The sequence below is a fragment of the Streptomyces sp. NPDC005794 genome (assembly GCF_042871445.1).
Lineage (GTDB): Bacteria > Actinomycetota > Actinomycetes > Streptomycetales > Streptomycetaceae > Streptomyces.
Genome location: NZ_JBIAIN010000002.1, coordinates 318664 through 337366, shown reverse-complemented (window position 1 = coordinate 337366; position 18703 = coordinate 318664). Strand labels below are relative to the sequence as shown.

The window sequence follows — 18703 nt, the reverse complement described above, 5'->3', positions numbered from 1 at the left end:
GCTCCGGAAAGGAACGCACACCATGTCTCCAGCCGTCCGTGCCGGCCGGGCCAGGGCCCAGCTCACCCTCAAGGAACCGCCGACCTCGGTGGGGGCCAGGCCGGGCGGGACGATCGCGCAGCTGAACCTCCAGTTCAACCCTTCGACGCTCGCACTGAGCAAGTCCACCGAGTGGCGCCGCACCCCCTCCCGCATGGCAGGCCAGTCCGCGCTCCCGGAGTTCGTCGGCAGCGGCCCGCGCACGTTGAGCCTCGAGGTGTTCCTGGATGCCACCGCCACTCATGACAACTCCGTGGAACAGGCGGTGGAGAAGCTGATGAAGGCATGCGTGCCGACTCCGGCGAGCCTGAGCCGCAAGAAGCCCGCGAGTCCCTGGGTGCGGTTCGAGTGGGGCACGGCGCGCACCACATCGTTCGACGGGGTCCTGTCCAGCCTGTCGGTGTCGTACACACTCTTCGACGTGGACGGAAAGCCGCTGCGGGCCACCTGTTCGCTGTCCATAGAGGAAGCGAGCGTCGACCCGGCGGGACAGAACCCCACGTCGGGCGCGCGCACCGCCCGCAGCACACACACGGTGGTGGCAGGCGACAGCCTGGCCATGCTGGCCTGGCGCGAGTACGGCGACGCCACCGCCTGGCGGGCCATCGCGGAGGCGAACGGCATCGACGACCCGATGGCCCTTCGGCCCGGCACCGAACTCGTGGTGCCCGGCGTAGGGGACGCGTACGGCGAGGAGGACTCATGAGCCCGTCCAAGGCCGGCGGAGGCCGGTCGTTCGCGGCCGACCCCGTCATCGAGGCACCCGGCGAACTGCCGCCGGCCTGGGCTGCTCAGCTGGTGAGCTGCGTCGTGGACGAGAACGTCGGCCTGCCGGACACCGCGGTGCTGACCTACCGGGACCCCGACCACGAGTTCCTGGGCGCGACCGACATCACCATCGGCACGCCTCTGCGGGTCTCGGTGGTGACCGTGAAGGGGCAGGCGCGCAAACAACTATTCGACGGCGAGGTCACCGCCCTCGAGCTCGACCGGGACCGCACCGGCACGTTCACCGTCCTACGCGCCTACTCCAAGGCCCACCGCCTGCAGCGCGGCCGCAAGGTGATCGCGTACCGGAACATGACGACTGCGGCGATCGTCCGCAAGGTGGCGGCCGACGCCGGCCTGGCCTGCGGCAAGGTGGAGGCACCGGCCGTCACGCACGAGCAGCTGTCGCAGGCCAACGTCTCCGACTGGGACTTCCTGCAGTACCTGGCGGGCGAGAGCGGCGCGCAGGTCCGGATCGACGACAAGGGCAAGCTGCAGTTCACCCGGCCGCTGAGGGCGTCCGGCGCGCCGGCGCCGTCGACACCGGCCACCAGCGATCCGCTGGTCCTGGAGTACGGACGGAACCTGCTGGCGCTGCGGGCCGGGCTGTCGGTCGCGGACGCTGCGGCGAAGGTTCAGGTGCGCGGCTGGGACACCACCACCAAGCGGCCGTTGGTCGCCGAGCAGGCGTCCGTGGTCAGCGGCACGGTGGTGCCGGGGCTGAACCCGGCGTCCGTCGCCCGGTTCGGCAAGTCGACGCAGGTGACCGTCACCGACACTCCGTACCGTACGCAGGCCGAGGCGACGGCGGTCGCACGGGCCACTGCCGAACAGATCAGCTCGCACTACGCGGAGTTGGAGGCAGTGGCCGACGGCAACCCCATGTTGCGCGCGGGCACACCCATCGCGCTCGGCAACGTGGGCACGGCGTTCTCCGGCCGGTACACGGCCACAGCCGTTCAGCACGTCCTGGAACCGCACAGCGGCTATCGGACCACGCTGTGGGTCAGTGCCAGCCCCGACCGGTCGCTGACCGGCCTGGTCACCGGTGCCAACGCACCCGGCCGCGGCCCGCGCATCCCCGGCCTGGCCATCGCGGTGGTGACGGACGTCCGCGAACCGAACGGCTCGGAACGCGGAGCCGTCCGCCTGAAGTTCCCCTGGCTGGACGACATGTACGTCACCGACTGGGTCCGCACCGTGCAGTGGGGCGGCAAGGGCGGTGGCGGCGTGGTCAGCCCCGAGGTCAACGATGAGGTTCTCGTCGGCTTCGAGCAGGGGCTGCTGGACAGTCCGTACGTCATCGGCGGCCTCTACAACGGCGTCGACACCCCCTCGCCACACGATGTGCCGCTGATCGACAAGACGAGCGGCAAGGTCAACCGCCGTTCTGTGGCGTCACGTTCAGGGCACCGCGTGGAACTGCTGGACGCCGCGGCACCGGGCCCGTCGGGGCTGCGCCTGGTGACCGGGGACGAGCGCCTCGAAGTACGCATGGACGACCGCCGGGATCGGATCGAGATCACCGTGTACGCGGGGCCGAAGCGCGCCGCGACCTCCGTCGTCCTGGACAGGAAGAACATCACCCTGGACGCCGGAGAGGGAACCGTGACCGTGAAGGGGCGCAGGGTGGACATCAGGGGTTCGGCGGGGGTCGACATCAGCAGCCGCAAGGTGGGGGTGGCCGCACAGACGGAGGTCACCGTCGACGGCGGCCTGCTCGGCATCCTCAAGGCGAAGCTCATCAAGATCAACTGACGATCCCGTCACGACAGTTGCTCGTGCCGTGCCCCAAGGCCGTTCCAGGCGCCACAGCCGACCGCATTCCTCAAGGAGTAACCCGATGCCAGCCGTAGCCCGTTCCGGCGATGCCACCACTCACGGGGGCCGGATCACCACCCCGCCCCCCTCGGCCGCCGCTGCGGTGGTCCGCGTGCTGATCGGTGGCCGCCCGGCCGCCGTCGTGGGCAGCCTGCACGTCTGCGCGGTCCCGCCGCACGCGGCCACGGGCCCTCTCAACGTGCTCCAGCCCAACCCGGCCGGCCTTGTCGGCGACAAGGTCCTCATCGGCGGGCTCCCCGCCGCGCGAGTGGGCGACAAAGCGGTCTGCGGTGCCCAGATCATCCCCCCTGGCGCTGCGAACGTCGTGATCGGAGGCGTGCTGTGAGCGACCGGTTCATCGGCCGCGGCTGGGCGTTCCCGCTGCGGGTCGGCCCCACCGGCGGGATCGCCATGGTCGAGCGGGGGCGCGAGATCGAGGAGGCCATCCGGCTGGTGCTCGGGACGGCGCCCGGCGAGCGCCCCATGCGGCCCGAATTCGGCTGCGGCATCCACGACTACGTCTTCGCCCCGGGCAGCGGTGACACCGCCGGCCGGGTCGCCCAGCAGGTGCGCGAGTCGCTGGAGCGGTGGGAGCCACGGATCGCCGTCGACGACGTGGTCGTGGCCTTCGACTCCGTGGAAGCGGGCACCCTCTACATCGACGTGCACTACACGGTGCGGACCACCAACGACCGGCGCAACCTGGTCTTTCCCTTCTACACGATCCCCTCCGAGGAGGGGGCCGAGGAACCGGTCGCGATCTGATGGTCCTGCCTTCCCCCAATCTGGACGACCGCCGGTTCCAGCAGCTCGTCGACGAGGCGAAACGGTACGTGCAGCAGCGCGCGCCGGAGTGGACCGACCACAACGTCTCCGACCCCGGCATCACCCTCATCGAGACGTTCGCCTACCTCGTGGACCAGCTGCTGTACCGGCTGAACCGGGTCCCGGACAAGAACTACCTGGCGTTCCTGGACCTGTTGGGCATTCAGTTGTTCCCGCCGGCGGCCGCCGGCGCCGAGGTCGACTTCTGGCTGTCGGCCCCACAGTCCGACACGGTGACCCTGGCCACGGGCACCGAGGTGACGACGGCGACCGGGGACAGTGGCGAGGCCGTGGTGTTCGCCACCACGGCCGAACTGCACATCGTTCCCAGCGAGCTGACACGCCTGGTGACCGCGCCCCGCACGGGGGAACAGACCGACCGGACGGGCACCCTCGCGGAGGGCCGCGACGTACCGTGCTTCCAGGCGGCGCCCGAGCCCGGTGACGCCCTGCTGTTCGGCCTGCCGACCTCCGTGCCACGCTGCGTGGTCGCGGTGCGTCTCGACAGCCGCGTCGAGGGCGTCGGCGTCGACCCGCGCCAGCCCCCGCTGGTGTGGGAGGCCTGGGACGGTGGCCGCTGGCAGCGGTGCGAGACCGGTGAGGACACCACGGGCGGCTTGAACCGGCCCGGCGAGATCGTCGTGTACGTACCGGCCGGGCACACGACGTCGGTGGTCGGGGGGACGCGGGCGGGCTGGCTGCGCTGCCGTGTCGTCGAGGCGGAGCCTGGCCAGCCGTTCTACTCCGAGTCCCCCACGGTGCGCGAGGCCGCCGTCTTCACCATCGGGGGCACCATGACGGTGGAGCACGCCGAGACGGTGACGGACGTACCGCTGGGCACCTCGGAGGGGGTGGCGGGGCAGACCTTCCGCCTTGACCGCCCGCCCGTCCTGCTCGACGGAGCACCACCGGTGGTGGAGGTTTCCTCGGCCGAGGGGTGGCTGCGCTGGGACGTCGTGGACCACTTCGGAGGCTCGCAGCCCACCGACCGGCACGTGCAGGTGAACGCGACGACGGGCGAGTTCACGTTTCCTCCGGCGTTGCGCGAGGTGGACGGCACGCTGCGTGTATGCGGCGCCGTTCCCCCCAAGGGGGCCCAGGTGCGCGTGGCGCGCTACCGCACCGGTGGCGGCCCGGCGGGCAACGTCGCCCGGGGTGCGATCAATGTGCTGCGCAGCTCCGTGCCGTACGTGGCCCGTGTAGGCAACCGGGAGGCGGCCCGGGGCGGGGTCGCCGGCGAAACCGTCGACAACGCGAAGCTGCGCGCTCCGCAGGCGTTGCGCATGCAGGAGCGCGCGGTGACCGCGGAGGACCATGAGCTGATCGCCCGCCAGGCGGCACCTTCGGTGCGCCGGGTACGCTGCCTGCCGGCCGCCGAGGCCCCGGGCGCGGTACGGGTTCTGGTGGTGCCCGACGCGGTCGCCGACGAGGGCGACGACCGGCTCCGCTTCGAGCAGCTGATCCCCTCCGACCAGGTGCTCGCCACGATCACCGATGCTCTCGACGAACGCCGTCTGATCGGCACCCGGCTGGTCGTGGAACCGCCCGTCTACCAAGGCGTCACCGTGGTGGCCCGGCTCACCGTGCTGTCCGGTGACACCGGCCGGGTGCGCGACGCCGCGCTGGCCGCACTGTTCCGCCACCTCAATCCCCTGCACGGCGGTACGGAAGGTACGGGCTGGCCGTTCGGGAGGCCGGTGCAGTACGGAGAGGTGTTCGGTGTGCTGCAACGCGCCGTCGGCGACGTCCTGGTGGACGACATCCGGCTGTTCGCCGCCGATCCGATCACGGGGCGGCGCGGCTCCCCCGTCGACCGCATCGACATCGGCGCCGGCACGCTCGTCTTCTCGTACCAGCATCAGGTGGTCGTGAGTGCCGCGGAGCCGGGGGGCCACGGATGAGCCGCGCCGCCGTCCCCGGCCTGCCCAGCCGGCATCCCATCGGCGCGCAGTTGCCCGCCCTGTACGCCGACGCCGACTTCGCCCAGCGGTTCACGGCCGGCCTCGACACCGTGCTGGCCCCGGTGTTCGCCACCCTCGACAATCTGCCCGCCTACCTCGATCCCCGGGTGGCACCGACCGACTTCCTGGCCTGGCTGGCCTCATGGGTGGGTGGCGTCGACGACCCCAGGTGGCCGGTCGAGCTGCGCCGCGAGGCTGCGGTCCGGGCCATGGAACTGCACCGTCGGCGCGGCACGCGGCACGGCCTGGTCGAGGCGCTGCGCCTGGTCCTCGGCGTGCGGGCGGACGTCAGCGGGGACGGCACCGCCGTCTGGTCACGCACAGCGGGCACCGGTCTGCCGCCCGCGCCGGCCCACGAGGTCCTGATCCGGGTGTGGCCCGACCGGACGGAGACGGTCGACGCCGACCGGGTCCACGAACTCGTCCGGGCCCTGTGCCCGGTGCACATCGCGTACCGGGTGGACGTGCTGTCCGGGCCACCCGCCGACGAAGGAGGGCAACGTCATGCGTGAATGTCCCGTGTGCGGGGCGTCCAACGGAGCGACGGACGACTTCTGCGGCAACTGCGGAAGCTACTTGGGCTGGTCGGAGGCCGGCGCGGCAGCGCGTACGGAGCGAACGCCGGGCGGGCCGGAACACCCGCCGACGGCGGGCCGGCCCACGGAGGACCCTGCGTCGCGTACGTCCGGTCCCGCCGCCGAGTCACCTCACGCCCCGTCCACCGGTACGGCGAATGCCGCCCTGCCTCCCTCGCACGAGAGGGCCGCGACGCCGCTCCCCGACAGCTCCAGGGCTGCGGCCGACTCCGAGGACACCGGCGCGGAGTCTGCGGCCGGGGCGACCGGGACCTCACCACGATCTGCTCCCCCACGCGCCACCCCGGAACCGCCCGGGTCAGGAGTCACGGTCGACGGACCCACCGCGGACCCGCCCTCCCGGAGCACCGCCGGCCCGACGCCCGGACGCTCGCCCGCCCCCGCCGCGCCCCGCGCGGCGGCACCGCAACCGGTCAAGCCCGCCAAGGCGGTCGCCCCACGCGCGGTGGTCCGGCCCGTCGCGGCGAACGACACGGCGAGCGGAGTGCCGTGTCCGGCCTGCGGCACTCCCAACCCGCCGCACCGCCGCTTCTGCCGTAGCTGCGCAGCCCCCCTGACCCCGGTCGCCGCGTCCACTCCGCTGCCGTGGTGGCGGACCGTGTGGCCGCTGCGGCGGCGCGCCCGTGCGGGCTCGGGACGCCTGGTGCGCCTCGCGGTGACCCTGGCCGTGGTGGTGGCCCTGTGCGCGGGAGGCTTCCTGCTTCTCCCGGCCGGACGGAATCTGTTCGAGGACACCCGGGACAAACTCGGCAGGCCGAAGGCGGTGACCCCGGCCCGCGTCACGGCCACCGCCCAGCTGCCCGGGCACCCGGCGGACGACACCACGGACGGGCTCAGCAACCGTTACTGGGCAGTGCCCGGATCCGGTGCCTCCGTGACGTACACCTTCGGCAAGCCGTTCCGGCTCGTCGACCTGATCATCACCAACGGCGCCTCGAAATCCGCCGAGAAGTACGCAGAAGAGGCCCGTGCCCTGCAGATGGACATGGAGGTGACGGTGAAGGGCGGGCACGTGCACCGGAAGCCGATCGCTTTGAGCGACAAGGCAGGCCCCCAGACGGTCTCCGTCGGCATCAGCGACGTCACGGCCATCCGACTGACCCTCAGCTCCCCCGCCGGACTGGCCCGGGGCCGCCACATCGCGCTCGCGGAGGTGGAGTTCTTCCAGCGCGGCTGAGGAGGGACTGCCGAACGACCGGTGCAACTCCTGATCGACAAGCGCAAGGGCGGCAATGCCCCCTTCCGGCTGCCGCCGACCCGAGCGGACCGGCCCGCAGCTGGTCCAGCCAGGGCGCTCTCGGCGAAGGGTCTGGATGGCCGACGGCCGGAACTGAACATCTGGGCGGAGGGCTTTCGCGGATGCGACGCGCTGTACCCGCAGGCGGCGTTCCGCCTGGTGCAGGGTGCGAAGCCCGGCTCGCTCAGAGGAAGGCGCCGTCGGCCGCGAAAGCGTGGGCTGCGAAGCGCTTGCCCATGCGACGGTACGCGGCGGCGGTGGGATGCAGGCCGTCGGCCAGGTCGTCTGTCTCGTCCGGGCCGGTCCGGCCGGTCCGGGGGCCTCCTCCAGGGCCGGACAGCTCACCGGATTCCAACGCTCCCCGGAACTCCACCGGCCCGCCCACCAGAGGAACCGCCCGAAGCGCCACCGTCACCTGCTCCTGTCCCAGGTCGATGTGGTCCGGAGATGACGTCAGCCCGGTGCCTCCGTGGCTCATCGGCGCCCGCCGAACTCCCAGTTGTGGACCTCGATGTCCACGTACCGCTCCGGAGTCAGGACGGCTCTTGCCGTGTCCGGGTCCGGGGCCCTGAGCAGCACCGCCGTACCCAGCCAGGTGTCGCCGTCGTCGGACAGCAACGGCCCGCACGCGACCAGTTCGTCCCGGTCGAGCGGCAGAACAAGGTCGGCGGCCGGGCCCTGGCCGAGGCCGAGCACCAGGTACCGGTTGCCGCCGGTCCGGCCACCCGGGAAATCCCACATGGTGCGCCCCAGCACGTTGCGCCACCGGCGTAGCAGCACGTCCCGGTACGCGCCGGCCTGGTAGTTGGGCTCGCCGAAGGCGAACGCGCGGGCGGCGGCGGGATCGGGCAGGTCGACGATGTGCACGCTGCCGGTGGGTGTTTCACCATCATCGGCGAAGGTCGGGCCGCGAGCGATCAGCTCCTCCGCGTACCGGTCCATGTAGGACCAGTGTTCCTCCAGCAACTCCTCGCGCAACGCGAGGGAGCCGGGCCGATCACGGTGAAAGCAGAAGAACTCCATGACCTCAGACTCTTCCCCATCAAGGGCACCATCTCAACTGCGTTCCGGCGACGGTCTTGCTGGCCGGGTAGCGCAGGATCGAGCCGGACAGCTCGATCCCCGATGGGTAGGCAAGCACGTGAAGCTCCTGGCAGCCAGGTCGATCTTGGTCGACAACCCATCTACCAGGAGCTTCACCTTTCCTCAACGCCCTCCTGGACCAACCGGCCCGCTGCGCAGCCAGGTTGGAAGAGCCTCAAGGACTCATGAACGATCGAGGCTGGATGCCGCGTGAAGCAGGCGATTGAGCTTCTGATCGAGACTGCGCGTGAGCGAAGGGTAGGCGTGCTTTCCCAGGTGCCTGTGTTCAAACACCCTGCGAAAGTCCCGGCCGAAGACCGGAGCAGCAGCCTGGAACACATCCGCCTCTCGCTCACCCAGCGTCTGAAGCACGGGAACATCGATGGGCCGGGTCTTCTCAAATATCCCAGCCCGCTCATGGGCAGGTGACCGCCACGCGGACATCGCGATGAAGAACCGCACGTCACCCAGTCCCACATCACGCCCCAGATCCTGGCAGTGGAGAGCCGCAGAGGCAATCGCAGCACCTTCACCGAATCCAGCAACACCGGCAAACGGTCCATGATCTTCCGCAATCGACCTGAGGTACTGGAGGGCCGAGTTCAAAGACTCCTCAGGGTCAGAATTTTCCACGCCGCTGGGAATACCGTAATACTGATTCCACAGCTCCGAAAAACCCGCTTTCCACTCCCGATAGGTTCCTGCAACATCGTAGAGACCCTCCTCAACCATGGAGTCCAGGCCCCGAATTTCGAGTTGCTCCGCACCGGAAAATGCCGGCATCGCGTAGGGAGCATCGGGAATGACGAACTCAAGATCTTCGCGCCTGGTCCAACCAGCTTTTTTCAGCATGGCTCGCGAGAGGCGTCCATCAGTCCCCTGCCCCGGCAGGAACAGCACCCTGTGCCGTCGCGGCACAAAGATGCTTATCGAGCCGAAGTCGTCGTGCTTGACACGTCGCTCCACGGGAAACGCAGGATCCCGTCGGTGAAGCAGCGACACGGTCGGGGACATCACACTCCAAAGCCCCTCCCCCTCATCTGCCGATTCGCCCAGCAACGCAGAGTACGCCCGCCACTCCCCTTCCCTCTCGCTTTGAAAGCGGTCGAACGGGCAGAGCTCGACGGTTCGCGACGCAACGTTCCTCTTCGCGCGCTCGATGAAATCCCACAACTCCACAAGCAATCGCTCGGAGGACGACTTCTCGGAGGTTTCGACAGCAATTCTGCCGAACAGCGCTTTCAGCTCGGCGGGGTTGTCCCGAAAATGCAGATACGCTTCAGCGAATGCCTGCAGGAAGAACACGTAGCTCGAGCAGAGCAGGGATTTCGCCTTTCGGGGTATCTGTGCACCATCGTTGTAGGTGAAAAGATTGGGATCCCCGTCGACCCAGAGCCCTTCAACTCGGCTGTCTTCGCCGAAAATTCGCAACAGGACGCTCCCGTCCGTCTGCGATCCCAGGCATTTGACCAACACATCGGCCTCCACCTCCCTTCCGCTCTCAGTGACGACCGAGTGGGCCGACACGGAATCAATCTCGCTTTCTATGACCGTCACCTTCCCGAGCGCCTGCGCCAGGAAATAGACATCCGAGGCCGCCGGGACCGTCGACTGGTCCAGCACAAAACTTCCGTCCGCTTCCTGAGAGAGCGAAGGAAGGGACTCCATATCGATGCCACAGAGGTCATAGAACGGACGCATGATGTCAACGACATCGTTGAGCGATGTCGCCCCCTCATTCGAATTGATCACCCAGTTGCAGAGAGTGGACACGACCAGATTTCGTCGCCGACAAATGATCGTCACATGTCGCGCACCGTTCTCCAGGGCTGTGCGCATGTTCTCCAAGGCAAAAGCACCGTGCCCAACAATCACTACCGACGCGTCATTGAACCGCTCGGGCGGCGTGTCATCGGCAACCCCCAACCCGACGTGCCCCGCGAAGAGGTGCTCATCACGAAACCGGTGGTGCACGGGCCGGTGGAGCCCGCCCGTCAGTGCCGCGACACCTGAGACCCGGACAGACTTGGCAACGCCTCCCTGAAGGTATACGGCCTCGTACTCCTGCTCTCGAACCTTCCTGACAGAAACCACTTCACAGTTGAAGTGAATCGGCTCCTTCAGCTCGGACGACACGGCATTCGACTGCTGCAGGACCTCATCCCGGCCCGGAAAAACCGCTCGCCATCGATGATCTCCGTGCACTGCGGGCGACGCGCTGTCGAAGCTGTACGCTGGGGAGTCAATTTGCACTCTGGAATCCGCATTGGCGAGGGAGCTCCACACACCGCCGACACGGTCCTGCTTCTCCATGACTATTACTGCAATACCCAGTCTTTCAAGTCGTCGAGCGAAGCCGATACCGCCCAGGCCTGCCCCTATGACCAGGACCGGCAGACGCAGCGGAGAGACGGACGTCTGCGAAGCAGCAGGCGTCCGCGACGCAGGTTTCTGTGTCGCGGGCTTTCCCCGAGTAGGGCCGCCCTCGCCCGATCGATTCCGCATCTGCTCGAAGACGTACCCCACCAGAGAGCGAATATCTGACGACTCCACGGCGAACGCTGTTGGCAGCACGACTTTCAGGTCGGACGCGATCCTGTTTCGCAGCAGTATGCTGCCCAACGAGTCCAAACCGGATTCTGACAACAGGGCGTCATCCTCGATCTGCCTTCCAACAGCTTCTCGAGCCGCCATGCGAACGACGTGACGGACGTCGCCCAGTTCCGGTGCCGGTACCGGCGAACCGGTTGCCTGCCGGGCGGTGAAGCGTGAAGCAAAACTGTTTGCCGGCGACAGCGTGTCCCAATCCACCGGAGAAACACAGACTGCCCCCCGTTCGGGTCCGGCGAGCAGGCGGTTCAACGCTGCGGTCCCAAGATCATCACTGATCGCCCCGAAACCCGAGGTCCTCGCACGTTCGACTGCTCGGTGACGCGCCGCAATGCCGGCATCGGACCACGCGCCCCACTGGATCGAGAGCACGGGCTCACCCCGCAGCGACCACGACTCGGCCAACGCGTCCAACGTCGCATTCGCCGCGGCATAGCTCGCCTGACCAACGGCCCCGAAGATCGAAGCGGCCGAGGAGAACAGCACCAGAAAGTCCGGCGGAGCGAAGACGTTCCGGAGGTTCTTCGCGCCCTCGACCTTGGCCCCGTAAGCCTGCTTCAGTTTCGGCTCCGTCTGATTCGCCAACACACCGTCGGCCAGGACACCCGCGGCGTGAACCACCCCGGCCACCGCCGGCATACCGGCCTGCGTCATGGCGTCCTGCGCCCGACGGACACTCCCTGGATCACTCACATCACACGTCAGACACTCGACCCGAGCAGATCGACGCAGCTCCACGACCTCAGGCGGCACAGGAGCTCCCGCACGCGTCGACCGGGACAGCAGCACCACATGCCGCGCCCCCCGCTCCACCAGGAACTCTGCCGCCACCAGACCCAGAGCACCCGAACCCCCGCTCACCACGTACGAGACATCCGGACGAGCAGCGAACCCTCCGTCGCCAGGAGTGTGCCGTCGCAGTCTCGGCACCTCGAGGACCCCGGTTTCGGTGAACCGGTAGTCCTCCTCCAAGCGGTCGCTCCGGCTCAGAGTCAACGCTCGGGAAAGCTGCTCCCTCGATGCCTCGATGCAGTGGACCGCCAGGTCGGACCTCTCCAACCGGGCAGTCCGGCCGAGCCCCCACAACCCCGCATCGTCGACTGCGCCCGGCGCCGGCAAGAAGACGACCCTGCCTGGAGACGCAAGCGCACCCTCCGAACAGGCCTGCAGAACGCGAAGCCCCCACCACACATCAGCTTCTCGCCCGTCGCTCAGAACCGCAACGCAGCCCCAGGCCTGCTCAACGAGCACATCGCCCACCGAATCCGAAGCGCGGACAACGCGGTTGACCCACCCGTCCGGCAGATCGACATCGACGTCCGACCGGGACAGCAGCAGATATGAACCCGGCAGCGAAACCCCTGAGGGCCCCTCCGCCTCAACCCATACCGTCGAGTAGAAACAGTCAGTGGCCGCAGGCGGGTACACAGCAGCCGTGGACACACCCGTGGACACTCCGTGAGTCCGCGGTATCGGCTTGCGCTGCGGATATGACGCCCCACTGATCATGTCGGTACTCCCTGTTCACATACTGTCGGCAGACGTTTCTGGTTTCGTTCCGCGGTACCTTCCGGGCTCAGCCGCCGGAAACCTCGCGCCTCCCGAGATCCCGGAATTTCTTGGTCGCGATGTTCAGCGAGAAGGTCGGCGACAACCTGAAAAGCCACCAGAACAGCTTCCAGGCCGCAGGAACCACGATGATTCCCTTGTTCCGGGCGACCGCGTCGAGTGACTTCTTGGCGAACTCCTCCGGTGAGATCGGCTTCTGCTCCTCCCACATGTTCCGCGTCATCTCACTGGTCACCCCCTCGACGCTGCGGCCGTATACACCCCCCTCGATGAGTGGGGTCCGGATGACGCCCGGGCACAGCACACTCACGCGTACTCCGAGCTGGGCCCCTTCGATGCGCAGATTGTGGGAGAGCCCGACCACCGCGTGTTTGGTGGTGACGTACGACGTCGTCCCCGCACTCGGGACGAGGCCCGCAAGGGAGGCGGTGTTCACGATGTGGCCGAAGCCCTGGTCGATCATGAGGTTGTACGCGGACTGGACGCCGTTGACGACACCGATGACGTTGACGTCGATCATGCGCCGCCAGTCCTCGATGCGGTAGTGCCGTGCGCCCGCACCCATGCCGTGGCTGATGCCGGCGTTGTTGAACAGGTAGTCCAGCCGGCCGGTCCGCGCGACGGTGTCCTTGACGAGCTGTTCGAACTTCGCGTGGTCGGTGACGTCGAGCCAGGCGGCGGTCGCCTTCCCGCCGGCTTCCCGCAGAGCGTCGGCCAGCTCTTCGGCCTGCTCGATCTGGAGGTCGGCCAGTACGACCTCACACCCACGGGCGACGAGCTCCTCGGCCAGCGCACGGCCGATCCCCGACGCGGCGCCCGTGATGATCGCGGTGGCGCCCTGATAGATCCTGATCTCGCTCAGTGTTGACATGACCGGATGTCCCTCCTGGATTCCGACTCGTCCTCAGCCACGTATCGAAGCTGTCTGCTCCTGAAACTCGCGGAGCGAGTTCAGGTCCTGTCCGAATCGATTGATGGTGTGCACCTGCGCGGAGCCGCTGCCCGGCGGCAGGATGTACTTCACGAACGTCGCGAGCGTCGCGCTGGGCCCGAGGTCGATGAAGGTCGCGTCGCCGGCGGCGGTCATCTTCTCGATGGTCTGCGCGAAATCCACCGGGCTTCTCATGGCGGCCCAGATGCCGTCGGCCGTCACGTCGACGACCCGGTCCGTCGACGCGGACGAGACGATCGGGATCTGCGGCGGTGCGAAACTCGCGGTGGCGAGGATGCCGCGTACCTGCTCCTCGACAGGGTCGATGAGTTCGGTGTGCACGCCGTAGTTGACCGGGAGCCGCTGGCACACGATGCCCTCGCGGCCCAGGGAGTACTCGAGCTGTGCCACCGCCTCGACCCGACCGCTGACCACGAAGTTGCCGTCGAAGTTGCGTCCCGTCACCCAGCAGTCGGCGAACAATCCGGCATGGCTGCGCAGGACTTCCGCAGAGCAGAGGACCGCCAGCATCCCGGACAGCGGTGTCCGCTCCGCCAGCATCCGCGCGAACTCCACGGCGAAGGAGATCCCGAACTCCAGCGGAACCACCTCCGCGACCACGGCTGCGGTGATCTCTCCCAGGCTGTAGCCCACCAGGACGTCGGGCCGGTAACCCATTTCCTGCACCACCCGTGTGAGGCTGTACTCCACGCACAGCAGCGCCGCGTTGGAGTCCGCCAACGAGTCGAACGGATCGCTCTTCGTGCGGTCCGGGTCGAAGATCGTGTCCACCACCGACTTACCGAGAACGGGGAAGGCGATGTCGTCGCAGTACTCCAGCCACAGCCGGTAGCGCGGGTGCCGCTCGTAGAGTTCGCGGGTCATCTGGAAATACTGCGACCCCTGCCCCGAGTACATGAACACGGTCGGTCTCGTCATCGCCGCTGCTTTCGAGAGAGGTCTCCGTCGTGGGTCCGGGATGCGGTCGCCGTCAGCATTTTTCGAAGCAGATCGCCGAGCTGATTCCGCCGAAGCCCATGCTCAGGCTGACAGCCGTCCGGAATGCGCAGTCCTCCGCCTTCTCACGCACCCAGGGGAACCTCTCGTCCAGCGGATCGACCAGGTTGCGGGTCGGGTGCAGCTTCTGCTCCTTCATCTGCAGGAGCGTGGCCACGATCTCCACCGCCCCCGCCGCGGCGAGCCCGTGCCCGGTGATCGACTTGGTCGCGTTGATACGGGCCTCGGTCAGCCCGCAGCGCGCGAGCGCCTGCAGTTCGACGGCGTCTCCGGTGGGCGATCCGGTGCCGTGCGGGTTGACGTAGTCGATGGCGGACGCGGACATGCCGGCTTCGCGCAGCGCCGCCTCGACGACAGCCACCTCTCCCTCCAGCGAAGGGTGGGGATTGCGGGTGCCGTCCATCGCCGTACCGCCGCCGAGGAAACGTGCGTACGGCGTCGGATGCCGGCGCCCGTCCACCCGCTCGACGACTACCGCGGCGCATGCCTCGCCGAAGATGAAGCCGTCGTGGTTCCGGTCGAAGGGGCGGCAGGCCGCGGCCGGGTCGTCGGCCCAGCGGTGGGAGCCCATGGCGCCCATGGCCTGGAAGGCCAGGCACTCCCAGTACGACAGATCCATGAGCGCGCCCAGGGCGATGCAGACGTCGACCTGGCCGGACTGCACCGCCCGCACCGCCTGGAGCACTGCGAGCAGACCACTGGCCGAGGCACCGCCCAGTGTGTGGGCGAATCCGCGGATCGGGAACTGCTCGGTGCAGAACCCGCACAGGTCCGAATCCATGAAGCCCATGCCGTACGTCGGGCGCAGGAACTCGGGACGGTCCGCGTGGCGGGCGTGCAGCAGAGTCAACTCGCGCTGCTGGACGTTGGATCCGCCGATCACCAGGCCGATGCGGGACGGATCGGCATCGTCCAGCCCGGCCTCGTGCCATGCCTCGTCCAGGGTGGTCAGGGCCGCCTTGGCCGAGAGCGACGCTGTGCGCACGGTGCGCGCGGCGATGCTCCCGGGCAAGCTCGGCTCCCCCATCTCGGCGCCCAGGAAGACTGCGGCTCCGTCGGCGGAAGAGGCCGGAGGCACCCGGCCCGGACGCTGCATGAACCCGAAGGCATGGCGACCGTCGAGAAGCGCTGCGACGAAGTCGTCCTTGCCCTGCCCCACCGCGGTGGTGACACCCAGGCCCGTGACGACGACATCGCGGGCGTCAGACTGCGGACTTGCCATGGATGAGGTCCGCCAGCTCGCCTATGTTCTTCGCATCCGCCAGCTCGACCAGGGGTATGCGCAACGACAGCGACTCCAGGGTCATCATGATGATCTCTGCCCGGTCGATGGAGTTGGCTCCCAGATCGCGCAGCGAATCGGAGCGTTCGAAACGGTGACCGTCGAGTTCAGGGATCACCTCGCGGATGTGCTCCACGATCAGATCGAAGACGTGGTGGTCGGGCATGTGGTCAGCCTCCTGCGTAGTGGGACGTGATGAGTGCCCGGACCTCGGGCTGGTGGAAGGTCTTCGCGTGCATGGCCACCTCGCGCTCGATGTAGTGCGGGAGTTCGGCGCGGAGTTCGGACACGAGATGGCTCTTGAGTGTGACCAGGGAGATCCTGGGTTTCTCGGCAAGGGTCTCGGCCAGTTCGAGGGCCTGGTGCAGAACGTCGGCGCGCGGCAGGACAGGGAAGGGGACGCCCCGTTCCTTCAGCTCGTGGCCGTAATAGGTCTTCGCCGAGAGCAGCATCTCCCCGGCCAGGCTGGAGCCGAGCTTCTTGGGCAGGATCAGGGTCGCGCCCATGCCGGGAGTGAACCCGTACTTCATGAAGTTCGTGGTGTAGATGCTCTCCTGGCTGAGGATCACGAAGTCGGCGAACATCCCCATGGCGAAGCCACCGCCGATGCCGTGGCCCTGCATCGCGGCGATGACGGGAACGGGGCAGTCCAGCGCCAGGCCGTAGATGTCGGCATCGGTGAAACTGATGCGCCGCTCCTGGATCAGCAGCAGGCTCTCCTTGGTGCCGCCACTGGCGAAGTAGTTGCCGTAGCCGGTGAGAACGACTGCCTTGCACCGCTCGTTCGTCCCGACCCTCGCGAAGGCCTCCTGCAGGCCGGTGATGAGCTGATCGGAGAAGGTGTTCTTGTGCACCTGGTCCTGCATCGTGATCTGGACGATGGAAGAGGTGATCTCCCGGTATTCCACGGGTGGGCCGTGCATTCCTACTCTCCTTCCCAGGGGAACTGCCCTGTGTTCACGTAGCGCTCGATCTTGCGCAGGTTCTCCTCGTCGGAGAACACCTCCCGGTTCGCCGCGACGGCCTTGTCCCGGGAGGGGAGCAGAATGTCATCGAGGTTGCGCAGGTACTTCTTGTAACGGGTCACTCCGGTCTTGGGCAGATAGCGCAGCCTCAGGATGTGCCGGCGCAGCAGGTTGTCGCTGTTGTCCGCGCTGGCGTCGACGAGTTGCCAGCTCACGGCCTGTTCGGCGGTGAACGGCTGAGTCGTCAGCGTGATGAAGTTGGCCTTGGCCAGGCCGACCTTCCTGATCAGGAAGGGCAGGACACACGCCGGCATCAGTCCGAAGAGCAACTCGGACAGGCTGAACATCACCGTGTCCGCGCACAACACGATGTCGCATGCGGCCACGAACCCCAGTCCCCCGGCGTTGACCTTGCCGCGCACATGCGCCACGGAGACGAACGATCCGAAAGCCAGCGAGAGCCACAGGTCGTACAGGGCCGTCGCAGGCGATCCCTCGTTCCCGCCGTCCCCGTCCCCCGCTGCGATCTCCTCGAAGTCGGCACCCCAGCAGAACACCTCGGGCAGGCCTTCCAGGACGAGGACCTTGGCGTGCTCCTCGGCGAAGCGCACCACGTCGGCGCACTCCTCGACCAGGCGGGTGCTGATGGTGTTGCCCGCCTCCGGCCGGTGCAGCTGGAGGAAGCAGATCTCGTTCTCGAAGCGAACCTTGACGGTCTCGTATCCCGCCGGGTTCAGGACAGCCACTCGTACTCCCGGTGGAACTCGTCGATCTTCTTCAGGAACAGGAGTTCCCGGCCGAGCGCGGTCCGGGCCTGCGGCACGATACCGGTGTCCAGAAGGGTGTTCCGGGTACCGAATTTCACAGCGTGATTGGCCTGCAGCAGTGAGTCGTACTCCGGCATCGTCAACTCGTACCGGGCGCTGAGGTGCTTCTCCATGCCGAGGCCGCGTGTGCGGTCCTGGCTCTCCTGGCGGGACACGCCGCTGAAGAATTCGGAACAGCAGCCGGAGCCGTACGAGAAGACGCCTATGCGCTGGGGGCTGGAAAGGTCCGCGTTGTCGATGGTGCTGGCCAGCGACAGCATCGTGGTCGCCCCCATGACGTTCCCGACGCGCTGGCAGTACGTCAGGCCGGGGTGCATGCGCCGCCGGAAGTCCTCCTCGATGACCGCGGGACGTGCCTTGGCTACCTTGCGCATCAGATTGCGGTGCGCGCCCTTGATCATTCCGCCGAAGGGCGTGTGGAAGGCGAGGTAACCGAAGGTCGAGACGAAGTCCACGTCACCGACACGCCGTTGGTACTCGCGGAAGGAGTTCTCGCAGCAGTCGAGGTAGGACAACAGGGACAGGTCCGCGTTGCCCGCTTCGCTGTCGGGCAGGGGACGGCAGGTGTCCATCACCTCGTAGCCGTAGTAGCCGCTCGCGCCGACATCGATCTGGAAGATGTGCGGGGTGTCGCTGACGATCATCGCCACGGCGCCGGCACCGCCGCTCGGCTCGGCAAAGGACCAGTCCTCGGAGAGCGCGTCGCCGCTCTCCGCGACCATGAAGCGCGTGATGTCGGTGGCGATGACCAGTGCCTTCGCACCCGGTGAGGTCCCCGACAGGATGAAGTTCGCCGCTGTCTGCAGCGCAGCGACCCCGGAGTAGCAGGCGTTCTTGATCTCGAAGAGGCGGCAGTTCCGGTTCAGCCCGAGCAGGTCGTGGAAGTACGTGCTCATGGACTTGCCGAAGTCGAACGCCGACTCGGTCGCGGTGATGACCAGTTCGATGGAATCCCGCTCCTCGGGCGACAGGGCGTCGATGAGGGGTTTGGCCGCGTTGACACCGAAGGTCACCGGATCCTCATAGGGCAGCGCAACGGTCTTCTCCTTCATGAGGAGGTTGTCGAACCTCGCCGTGTCGAGCCCGCGATGGATCGCCAGCTTCTCCACGTCGAGATAGCAGCTGCCGGCGAATATGTTCAGTGCTTCGATTCCAACGGTCGTCATCAGTTC

The 18703-nt window shown here is 67.7% G+C and carries 17 protein-coding genes; 7 read left to right on the top strand and 10 right to left on the bottom strand.

Going from position 1 to position 18703, the window contains the following annotated elements:
• Positions 1 to 22: 22 nt before the first annotated feature.
• From ACFYQ5_RS03940 to ACFYQ5_RS03910, 7 genes are all read left to right on the top strand, one after another.
• Positions 23 to 745, top strand: coding sequence for a LysM peptidoglycan-binding domain-containing protein (locus ACFYQ5_RS03940; protein ID WP_389192689.1), 723 nt, complete (start codon positions 23 to 25; stop codon positions 743 to 745).
• The gene (locus ACFYQ5_RS03935; protein ID WP_389192687.1) at positions 742 to 2565 is read left to right on the top strand and encodes a VgrG-related protein; all 1824 of its coding nucleotides are present in this window, start codon (positions 742 to 744) and stop codon (positions 2563 to 2565) included. The genes ACFYQ5_RS03940 and ACFYQ5_RS03935 overlap by 4 nt, the downstream gene beginning before the upstream one ends.
• Positions 2566 to 2650: 85 nt before the next feature.
• Positions 2651 to 2974 (top strand): PAAR domain-containing protein, encoded by a 324-nt coding sequence (locus ACFYQ5_RS03930; protein ID WP_389192684.1) that lies wholly within the window; start codon positions 2651 to 2653, stop codon positions 2972 to 2974.
• Positions 2971 to 3393, top strand: coding sequence for a GPW/gp25 family protein (locus ACFYQ5_RS03925; protein ID WP_389192681.1), 423 nt, complete (start codon positions 2971 to 2973; stop codon positions 3391 to 3393). Before ACFYQ5_RS03930 ends, ACFYQ5_RS03925 begins: the two co-directional genes overlap by 4 nt.
• Positions 3393 to 5354: a putative baseplate assembly protein gene (locus ACFYQ5_RS03920; protein ID WP_389192678.1), complete on the top strand. Its 1962-nt coding sequence runs from the start codon at positions 3393 to 3395 to the stop codon at positions 5352 to 5354. Before ACFYQ5_RS03925 ends, ACFYQ5_RS03920 begins: the two co-directional genes overlap by 1 nt.
• Entirely contained in the window at positions 5351 to 5926 is a 576-nt protein-coding gene (locus tag ACFYQ5_RS03915; RefSeq protein ID WP_389192675.1) for a phage tail protein, read from the top strand. Before ACFYQ5_RS03920 ends, ACFYQ5_RS03915 begins: the two co-directional genes overlap by 4 nt.
• Complete coding sequence (locus ACFYQ5_RS03910) at positions 5919 to 7187, top strand: NADase-type glycan-binding domain-containing protein (RefSeq protein ID WP_389192673.1); 1269 nt, start codon at positions 5919 to 5921, stop codon at positions 7185 to 7187. Before ACFYQ5_RS03915 ends, ACFYQ5_RS03910 begins: the two co-directional genes overlap by 8 nt.
• 244 nt (positions 7188 to 7431) lie before the next feature.
• Here ACFYQ5_RS03910 and ACFYQ5_RS03905 read toward each other — a convergent pair whose 3' ends face one another.
• From ACFYQ5_RS03905 to ACFYQ5_RS03860, 10 genes are all read right to left on the bottom strand, one after another.
• A complete protein-coding gene (locus ACFYQ5_RS03905; RefSeq protein WP_389192670.1) occupies positions 7432 to 7725 on the bottom strand; it encodes a hypothetical protein in 294 nt (97 codons plus the stop codon).
• Positions 7722 to 8270 carry a YciI family protein gene (locus ACFYQ5_RS03900; protein WP_389192667.1) on the bottom strand — a complete coding sequence of 183 codons (549 nt, stop codon included), beginning with the start codon at positions 8268 to 8270 and terminating at the stop codon, positions 7722 to 7724. Before ACFYQ5_RS03900 ends, ACFYQ5_RS03905 begins: the two co-directional genes overlap by 4 nt.
• A 243-nt stretch (positions 8271 to 8513) precedes the next feature.
• Positions 8514 to 12449, bottom strand: a complete 3936-nt coding sequence (locus ACFYQ5_RS03895; protein WP_389192664.1) for an SDR family NAD(P)-dependent oxidoreductase — start codon at positions 12447 to 12449, stop codon at positions 8514 to 8516.
• 67 nt (positions 12450 to 12516) lie between these two features.
• Positions 12517 to 13380: an SDR family NAD(P)-dependent oxidoreductase gene (locus ACFYQ5_RS03890; protein ID WP_389192661.1), complete on the bottom strand. Its 864-nt coding sequence runs from the start codon at positions 13378 to 13380 to the stop codon at positions 12517 to 12519.
• A 33-nt stretch (positions 13381 to 13413) separates the two neighbouring features.
• On the bottom strand, positions 13414 to 14358 hold the full coding sequence (locus ACFYQ5_RS03885) for an acyltransferase domain-containing protein (protein WP_389193105.1): 945 nt from the start codon (positions 14356 to 14358) through the stop codon (positions 13414 to 13416).
• Positions 14359 to 14431: 73 nt separating this feature from the next.
• A complete protein-coding gene (locus ACFYQ5_RS03880; RefSeq protein WP_389192659.1) occupies positions 14432 to 15679 on the bottom strand; it encodes a beta-ketoacyl synthase N-terminal-like domain-containing protein in 1248 nt (415 codons plus the stop codon).
• Positions 15660 to 15905: an acyl carrier protein gene (locus ACFYQ5_RS03875; protein WP_389192656.1), complete on the bottom strand. Its 246-nt coding sequence runs from the start codon at positions 15903 to 15905 to the stop codon at positions 15660 to 15662. Before ACFYQ5_RS03875 ends, ACFYQ5_RS03880 begins: the two co-directional genes overlap by 20 nt.
• 4 nt (positions 15906 to 15909) lie before the next feature.
• On the bottom strand, positions 15910 to 16662 hold the full coding sequence (locus ACFYQ5_RS03870) for a polyketide synthase (RefSeq protein WP_389192653.1): 753 nt from the start codon (positions 16660 to 16662) through the stop codon (positions 15910 to 15912).
• A 2-nt stretch (positions 16663 to 16664) separates the two neighbouring features.
• Positions 16665 to 17450: an enoyl-CoA hydratase/isomerase gene (locus ACFYQ5_RS03865; RefSeq protein WP_389192650.1), complete on the bottom strand. Its 786-nt coding sequence runs from the start codon at positions 17448 to 17450 to the stop codon at positions 16665 to 16667.
• Positions 17438 to 18697 (bottom strand): hydroxymethylglutaryl-CoA synthase family protein, encoded by a 1260-nt coding sequence (locus ACFYQ5_RS03860; protein WP_389192647.1) that lies wholly within the window; start codon positions 18695 to 18697, stop codon positions 17438 to 17440. Before ACFYQ5_RS03860 ends, ACFYQ5_RS03865 begins: the two co-directional genes overlap by 13 nt.
• Positions 18698 to 18703: the final 6 nt, after the last annotated feature.